The sequence below is a fragment of the Methylobacter sp. genome, from assembly GCF_036845245.1.
In the GTDB taxonomy this organism is placed as follows: Bacteria; Pseudomonadota; Gammaproteobacteria; order Methylococcales; family Methylomonadaceae; genus Methylobacter_A.
On sequence record NZ_DAIUEH010000098.1, the window covers coordinates 1 to 7,368 of the forward strand.

Here is a 7,368-nt window from a genome sequence, read left to right on the forward strand (position 1 = left end):
TACCAACTTTGGGTTGAATTGACGACACTTAAAGTCTAATTTTGCGTAAGTCCTATAATATTTAAAATAATTAGTGATTCACTGTTATTGAGACTAATTTAACACTGCTCATGGGAATGCACACAAAGATACTTCTTCCGTTGTATGGCAGTTCGACGGAAAAGTTAACTCAGCCTCATTGCTAGTCCACTGATTGAATCAATCACCGCAATAAAGCTCTAACAGAATACCAACATTAGAAATAAATATACCATACGTATAAGCACCTACCCATTTTGCTAACTTGCATAATCAGCGGCTCTTAAAATACGTAATAACCAACGGCTGTATGTGGCTATCTGAATAAAGCATGAATCGGATCGACTGGTCCACAAATTGTCAGAACATTCAAATAATATATTGGCTAAGGTTATAACTCTACCAGATCAACTTAAATCCAATCTGTCACGCTTTAATCTATGTGACTGGTCAAATGTTTTATTTTTAAACCTGTTAACAGCAATGTTGCTGAGTAAATTAGCAAACCAATCCCTATCCATTTCACCAAATTGAGTACACGCGCCGAAGAGCTCCAGTCATTCCACCAAGCCGGATCGACAAAATAATACAATGCAGCCGACATTGTTGCTGCGGCCAGTGTTACTCTGGCAAAAAACAACCACCAGCCACTGGCCGGTTGATAGATATTTTTCTTTCGCAGATTAACCAGCAACAACGCGGCGTTAAAAAAAGCGCCCAAGGATGTCGCCAGCGCCAAGCCCGCATGCGCCAACGGGAAAACCAGCGCCACATTCAAGCCCAAGCTAACCAGCATCGCGTAAATCCCGTAGCGAACCGGCGTTTTCATATCGCCGCGCGAGGTGAAGCCCGGCACTAACACTTTAATCAGGATAAAACCCAGCAACCCTACCGAGTAAGCTCTCAAGCTCTGCCCTGCAAAATGCACATCGCTGACGCCGAATTCATTATATTGAAACAGTGTCGACAGCATCGGTTCGGCCAACATCACCAAACCGATAGTCGCAGGCAGGCCTATCAAAACGACCAGTCGCAAACCCCAATCCAACGCATTTGAGAAAACGGCATTGTCTTCCGCCGCATGACTTTTGGCTAAACTCGGTAAGATAACCGTTGCCAACGCAAGGCCCAGAATACCTAACGGAAACTCCACCAGTCGGTCGGAATAATACAACCAGGACACGCTACCGACGGTTAGGAACGAGGCAAACAAGGTATCCAGCAACAAATTAATCTGCGTCACCGAAACGCTAAAAATAGCCGGCAGCATCAGGCTTATAATCCGTTTAACGCCCGCGTCATCAAAGCCCAATCGTGGCCTTGGCATCAGCCCCAAGCGCATCAACGGAGGAAACTGAAACAGCAGCTGCACGATGCCCGCAGCAAAAACGCCCCAGGCTAATGCGGTAACCGGTTCATCCATCATCGGTGCAAGCCAGATGGTGGCGGCAATCATGCAGATATTCAGAAAAACCGGCGTTAATGCGGGAACTGCAAATCGTCCATGCGCATTTAAAATGCCGCCGGCAAAAGCTACCAACGCAATAAAAAAAAGATAGGGGAAGGTAATTTGCAGCAACTGCACGGATAACTCATATTGGTTTCCTTGCCACATGAAACCGGGAGCCAGCAGCATGATAAGCACAGGAGCCGCAACTATACCGACCAGTGTAATCAACAATAAAAACACTGAAAGGGTTCCGGCTGTTTTATCAACAAACTGTTTTAACGCAGCTGTGCTACTGCGTTCTTTATAATCGGACAACACCGGTACGAAAGCGTGTGCAAAAGCGCCCTCTGCAAATAAACGACGCAAGAAATTGGGAATCTTGAACGCGACAAAAAATGCATCTGTTGCCGAATCCACACCGAAAACTTGTGCAATCAACATATCCCGGATAAACCCGAGAATTCGTGAAATCAAGGTCATGCTACCGACAACCACTGTCGATTTAAAAAGCTGCCTGCTCAACGGCGCTCCTGTTATGATGCATTAAAAAGTTTGACAATAATATCATTTATACAGATAATGTAGGGCTTAATTAACTTACACAAGAATCGAAAAACTATGGCTAATACAGCACAAGCTAAAAAGCGTGCGCGACAAGCGGAAAAAAGCCGTATTCGCAACGCAGGACAACGCAGCAACTTACGCACTTTCATCAAAAAAATCATTGCCGCAGTTAAAATTGGCGACAAAGAAAAAGCGCAAGCAGCCTACAACACTGCCGTTCCGATTATCGATTCCGCAGTTACCAAAGGCATTATTCATAAAAATAAAGCCGCACGCGGTAAAAGCAGACTGAATGCAAAAGTAAAATCTATCGCTTAATCGCTTTAGCATTACTGATAAAAAAGGCCGGACTCACTGAGTTGCGGCCTTTTTTATTGCATGACTGACATGCACTAAATTATTACCAAGTTATCCCGGTGTATCAACTCTGAATCGTCGAAATAACCCAGAATGCTTTCAAACTCAGAACTGCTTTTACCCGCTATTAATTGGGCATCGGCATTGCCGTAATTAATCAGCCCACGCGCAATTTCCAAGCCGCTTTCATCGACACAAGAAACCAACTCACCACGCTCGAATCTGCCTGACGCCGATTTAACACCGACCGCCAACAGGCTTTTACCCTCATTTTTCAGCATTCTGACCGCGCCAGCATCCAAGACCAATCGCCCCTTAACCTGCAACTGCCCGGCGAGCCAGCGCTTTCTTGCCACCAATGGTTCTATATCCGGTAATAGATGAGTACCTAAATCAACTCCGGCGATTACGGCACTAATAACATTATCAGCAGCACCCGCCGCAATCACTGTTGCAGCGCCGGACCTGGAAGCCAATCGCGCCGCCCGCACTTTTGTGCACATACCGCCTCGGCCCAAGCCGCTACGACTATCACCGGCCATTCCATCCAGTCGATCATCGTTAGCGCTGATCTCGGAAATTAATTCCGCATCGGGATTTAAACCAGGATCGGCTGTAAACAAGCCTTTTTGATCAGTCAAAATAATCAATAAATCCGCTTCGACCAGATTAGCTACCAATGCCGCCAACGTATCATTATCGCCAAAGCGAATCTCTTCGGTCGCCACTGCGTCATTTTCATTAATAACCGGCACTACGCCAAGCTTGAGCAAGGTCAGCAACGTGCTTCTGGCATTTAAATAGCGCTGCCTGTCCGACAAATCATCATGCGTTAACAACACCTGCGCCGCATGCAATTGATGACGCTGGAAATTATCGTCAAAAACCCGCACCAAGCCCATTTGACCGACAGATGCCGCCGCCTGTAGCTCATGCAAGGTCTTCGGCCGCACTTTCATACCCAACCGGCACATGCCTTCTGCGACGGAACCGGAAGAAACCAGTATCACATCGATAGATTGCCGCCTTAAACCGGCCATCTGCTCAACCCAGGCAGCAATGGAAGTTTTATCGAGCCCCAAACCGCCTTTGGTCAATAAAGAACTACCTATCTTGACAACAACCCGTTTAACTTTAGCAAAATCACTCCTGCTCACTTTTTTCCTGCCGTTGCTGTTCCAAAAAATTCATAATGGCGAACATCAGCTCTCTTGTGCCATTCCCGTTGATTGCCGCAATTTTAAAGACCGGCCCCGTCCATTCCAACTCGTCGACAATAGCCTGACATCGCTGATCAACCTCTTCGACTGGCAGACGGTCTATTTTATTCAACACCAGCCAGCGCGGTTTGGCGGCCAGCTCGTCACTCCATTTCTCAACTTCATGAATAATTTTTTTAGCCGCTTGTACCGGCGATTCCATGCTTTCATAAGGCTCAACGTCAATCAAATGCAACAGCAATCCGGTACGCAGCAAGTGCTTTAAAAACTGCAAACCAAGACCCGCGCCTTCAGCCGCCCCCTCAATAACACCGGGAATATCGGCAATAACAAAACTGCGTAAATCGTCAACGCTAACCACGCCCAGGTTAGGATGCAAGGTCGTAAATGGATAATCGGCGACCTTGGGCGTTGCCGCCGATACCGAGCGAATCAAGCTGGATTTTCCGGCGTTAGGCATACCCAGCAGACCGACGTCGGCAATTAGCGTCAGCTCCAGATTAAGCCTGCGATGCTCGCCTTCACTGCCTTTACTGGCTTTTTGCGGTGCCCGGTTAACACTGCTTTTAAAGCGCGTGTTGCCCAGTCCGTGAAATCCGCCCTGAGCGACCAGCAGGGTTTGGCCAATTTTAGTTAAATCACCGATAACTTCGCCTGTTTCTGCGTCCGAAACCAATGTACCGAGCGGTACCGGAACATAACAATCGTCGCCTTTTCTGCCGGTACAATTGCGACTCATGCCATTCTGTCCGCGCTGAGCTCTGTGTACAGCATGATAACGAAAATCCACCAAAGTATTTACATTCTCCGCCGCAATCAGATAAACACTGCCGCCATCGCCGCCATCGCCGCCATCCGGACCACCCATCGGAATGTATTTCTCGCGTCGAAATCCGATAGTCCCATTACCGCCATCACCCGCCTCTACGCGAACTTCCGCTTCGTCAACAAATCTCATAACTCACATGCCGCCAAACTTCAAACCCAACCGATAAAAACAAAAAAAGCCCCGCTATAACGGCGGAGCTTTTTAAAATTGCCGAGCTAGACAAACTCGACCAAACTGTCCCGCCGTATTATGGCGCGATACAGCCGTATGTTTTATGCAGCAACAATACTGATAAATTTGCGGCTATTCGGTCCTTTAACCTGAAAAACCACTTTACCATCAGCCGTTGCAAACAATGTATGATCTTTTCCGCAACCTACGTTATCACCAGCGTGAAACTGGGTTCCACGTTGACGAACAATAATGTTGCCTGCCGTTACACTCTCACCACCGTAACGCTTAACACCCAATCTTTTCGCATTAGAGTCGCGACCGTTACGAGTACTACCACCAGCTTTCTTATGAGCCATCTGTAACTCCTAAATATCTTAAGCAGAAATGCCAGTAATCTGGACTTCTGTATAGTATTGACGATGCCCCATTTGCTTCATATGGTGCTTACGTCTTCTGAATTTAATAATTTTGACTTTTGCATGTCTACCTTGAGACAAGACAGTCGCTGTAACTTTGCCGCCTTCGATAAAAGGCATGCCGACCTTAACAGCATCGTCAGACTGAATCATCAGTACTTTATCGAACTCAATGCTGTCGCCTTCGCCTAGCTCCAGTTTTTCTATTTTTAAGTAAGTACCTTCTTCTACGCGGTACTGTTTACCACCTGTTTGAATTACCGCATACATCGGCGCAAGCTCCATCAAGCATTAATCTGTTTAAAGTGAACAAAAAATTATATTTTTAAAACAAGGCTAAGTCAATCTAAATATTAAATTAACAACCTAATTATCTTATCAAAATAGCACAAAAAAGCTATTACCCTCAATCAACCTAATCAATAGCATGGGCGATTAATGTTCTATTAAGTTATAATAGCTTAACAGAATTTGATTTTCATAGCTATCGCCATGAAAAATAACCCAAACCTATACGCAGCACTACATAATGGCATCGCATTCACAATCCTCCGCTACCGCTCCTGCACTCATTGATTTCGACTCAATCAAGAAATTAACTAACGCTGAGGCGAAGGCCGTCGACCAGCTTATTATTAATGAGTTGAGCTCCGATGTTGTGCTCATTAACCAGATGGGACATTACATAGTCGGCAGCGGCGGCAAAAGATTGCGCCCGATGCTTCTGCTGCTGGCAGCAAAAGCATTAGGAGGAGCCAGCGATAACCATCTGCTTCTGGCTGCTGTCATTGAATTTATCCACACTGCTACACTGTTGCATGACGACGTTGTGGACGACTCCGACCTCAGACGCGGCAAAGAGTCCGCCAATGCTGTCTGGGGTAACGCTGCCAGTATATTGGTAGGCGATTATCTTTATTCCAGCGCATTTGAAATGATGGTCCGCACCGGCAATATGCGAGTAATGGAAATCCTGTCAAAAACCACCACAGCCATTGCCGAAGGCGAGGTACTGCAACTTTTAAACTGTAATAATCCCGAGACGACAGAACAAAAATATCTCGAAGTTATTGCCAGAAAAACCGCTATTTTATTCAGTGCTGCAACCAGATTGGCCGCTGTTATTGCCGGAGCGTCAACCGAAACAGAACAAGGACTTGCGCTATACGGTCAGCATCTGGGCATCGCTTTTCAACTCATTGATGACGCCCTTGATTACAAAGCCAGTAAAGAGGAGCTGGGCAAAAATCTCGGCGACGACCTTGCCGAAGGCAAACCAACTTTACCGCTGATTTACGCCATTCAGAACAGCAACGAAAACGAGGCCAAAATCATCATTGATGCGATCAAAAATGGTGACCGTGATGCCTTTAATGAAGTTTACGCCATCGTGCAAAGCACTAAAGCCATAGATTACACAGAACAACGTGCCGACGAGGAAGCTCAGAAAGCAATATCCGCATTAAGCGTCCTGCCCGATTCCGAATACAAACAAGCGTTGACTTTATTGGCGATGTTTTCTGTCCAACGCAATTACTGAAACTACGCTTGCTTAACCTTTAAGTAAGGCATTATAAGCATGCGCTTTTTCGAGCAGCAGATTATATTTACGTTCAACCTTGTCCATAACTTCCGTTAAAAACTGCGTTACCTCGACATCTTCAATACCTTCCGCCGCCGACAACATATAAGACTCCAACTCACTAACCGCATCAGCATCGACGATATCATCGAGCAAAGCCGCCGCCTCAGAAGTATTCACCGCCTTAACCAGCTTATTTGCAACCAAACCCTGCTGTAACAACTGTTGCAACATATCGACAGCCTGAGCCATCTCTTGGGCCTTTTCATTGACCGCTTGAAGCAGCGTTAAATTTTCGGTGAACTCAAGAAAGTCGTTTACCGCTTTTTTAAGCTCATATAAGCGTAACTCGTGTTTTGCTTTTATTGTTTGCCGCATTGTTATATCCAGTCCACCCAAAAATTGCGTCGATTATAATTCAGATTTGGATTTATCGGCTTATTCGGTGATGCTTTCAGATTTTTACTTATTGTCTGGCCCAATAAAAGAAGGCACACTCGACTATTATCTCGCTTCATAAAAAGCAAAAACTTTTTTATTCCGTTAATTTTTAGGTAAAGGGCATTAAAAGCTGATAATCGGTGTTTATTTTTCTTTTAAACAGCACGAATGTTCCCAAGCTATCCTAAAAACAAACGGAGTCCGGAATATAAGGCTTGTGGGTCATCAATTAGGTTGTCACCTTGCCTTAGCTCTACGATTCTGAAAATGCGCCACCGACTGATCCAGTATCGAAATAATCTCTTCGCAACTGATCA

At 45.7% G+C, this 7,368-nt stretch carries 8 protein-coding genes; 2 read left to right on the forward strand and 6 right to left on the reverse strand.

Annotated features, from left to right (window positions below; translation table 11 throughout):
• Nucleotides 1-451: 451 nt before the first annotated feature.
• Nucleotides 452-1,990: a murein biosynthesis integral membrane protein MurJ gene (murJ, locus tag V7051_RS24020; protein WP_333879287.1), complete on the reverse strand. Its 1,539-nt coding sequence runs from the start codon at nt 1,988-1,990 to the stop codon at nt 452-454.
• 96 nt (nt 1,991-2,086) lie between these two features.
• On the opposite strand from murJ, the gene rpsT reads away from it, so the two are divergent.
• Nucleotides 2,087-2,350 carry a 30S ribosomal protein S20 gene (gene rpsT, locus V7051_RS24025; RefSeq protein ID WP_333879288.1) on the forward strand — a complete coding sequence of 88 codons (264 nt, stop codon included), beginning with the start codon at nt 2,087-2,089 and terminating at the stop codon, nt 2,348-2,350.
• 74 nt (nt 2,351-2,424) lie between these two features.
• On the opposite strand, the gene proB is transcribed toward rpsT, so the two are convergent.
• The 4 genes from proB to rplU form a co-directional block, all read right to left on the reverse strand.
• The gene (proB, locus tag V7051_RS24030; RefSeq protein ID WP_333879289.1) at nt 2,425-3,546 is read right to left on the reverse strand and encodes a glutamate 5-kinase; all 1,122 of its coding nucleotides are present in this window, start codon (nt 3,544-3,546) and stop codon (nt 2,425-2,427) included.
• Nucleotides 3,533-4,567 (reverse strand): Obg family GTPase CgtA, encoded by a 1,035-nt coding sequence (cgtA, locus tag V7051_RS24035; protein ID WP_333879290.1) that lies wholly within the window; start codon nt 4,565-4,567, stop codon nt 3,533-3,535. The genes proB and cgtA overlap by 14 nt, the downstream gene beginning before the upstream one ends.
• A gap of 143 nt (nt 4,568-4,710) precedes the next feature.
• Nucleotides 4,711-4,968, reverse strand: coding sequence for a 50S ribosomal protein L27 (rpmA, locus tag V7051_RS24040; RefSeq protein ID WP_333879291.1), 258 nt, complete (start codon nt 4,966-4,968; stop codon nt 4,711-4,713).
• Between the two features lie 18 nt (nt 4,969-4,986).
• On the reverse strand, nt 4,987-5,298 hold the full coding sequence (gene rplU / locus V7051_RS24045; RefSeq protein ID WP_333879294.1) for a 50S ribosomal protein L21: 312 nt from the start codon (nt 5,296-5,298) through the stop codon (nt 4,987-4,989).
• Between the two features lie 259 nt (nt 5,299-5,557).
• Here rplU and ispB point away from each other — a divergent pair, with 259 nt between their 5' ends.
• Nucleotides 5,558-6,568 (forward strand): octaprenyl diphosphate synthase, encoded by a 1,011-nt coding sequence (gene ispB / locus V7051_RS24050; RefSeq protein WP_333879292.1) that lies wholly within the window; start codon nt 5,558-5,560, stop codon nt 6,566-6,568.
• A gap of 12 nt (nt 6,569-6,580) precedes the next feature.
• On the opposite strand, the gene V7051_RS24055 is transcribed toward ispB, so the two are convergent.
• On the reverse strand, nt 6,581-6,988 hold the full coding sequence (locus V7051_RS24055; protein WP_333879293.1) for a hypothetical protein: 408 nt from the start codon (nt 6,986-6,988) through the stop codon (nt 6,581-6,583).
• Nucleotides 6,989-7,368 lie beyond the last annotated feature (380 nt).

Bases quoted from the DNA above. Each gene is read 5' to 3' on its own strand.
- rpsT (WP_333879288.1), top strand. From the start codon at position 2,087: ATGGCTAATACAGCACAAGCTAAAAAGCGTGCGCGACAAGCGGAAAAA.
- cgtA (WP_333879290.1), bottom strand. From the start codon at position 4,567: ATGAGATTTGTTGACGAAGCGGAAGTTCGCGTAGAGGCGGGTGATGGC.
- rpmA (WP_333879291.1), bottom strand. From the start codon at position 4,968: ATGGCTCATAAGAAAGCTGGTGGTAGTACTCGTAACGGTCGCGACTCT.
- rplU (WP_333879294.1), bottom strand. From the start codon at position 5,298: ATGTATGCGGTAATTCAAACAGGTGGTAAACAGTACCGCGTAGAAGAA.
- ispB (WP_333879292.1), top strand. From the start codon at position 5,558: ATGGCATCGCATTCACAATCCTCCGCTACCGCTCCTGCACTCATTGAT.
- V7051_RS24055 (WP_333879293.1), bottom strand. From the start codon at position 6,988: ATGCGGCAAACAATAAAAGCAAAACACGAGTTACGCTTATATGAGCTT.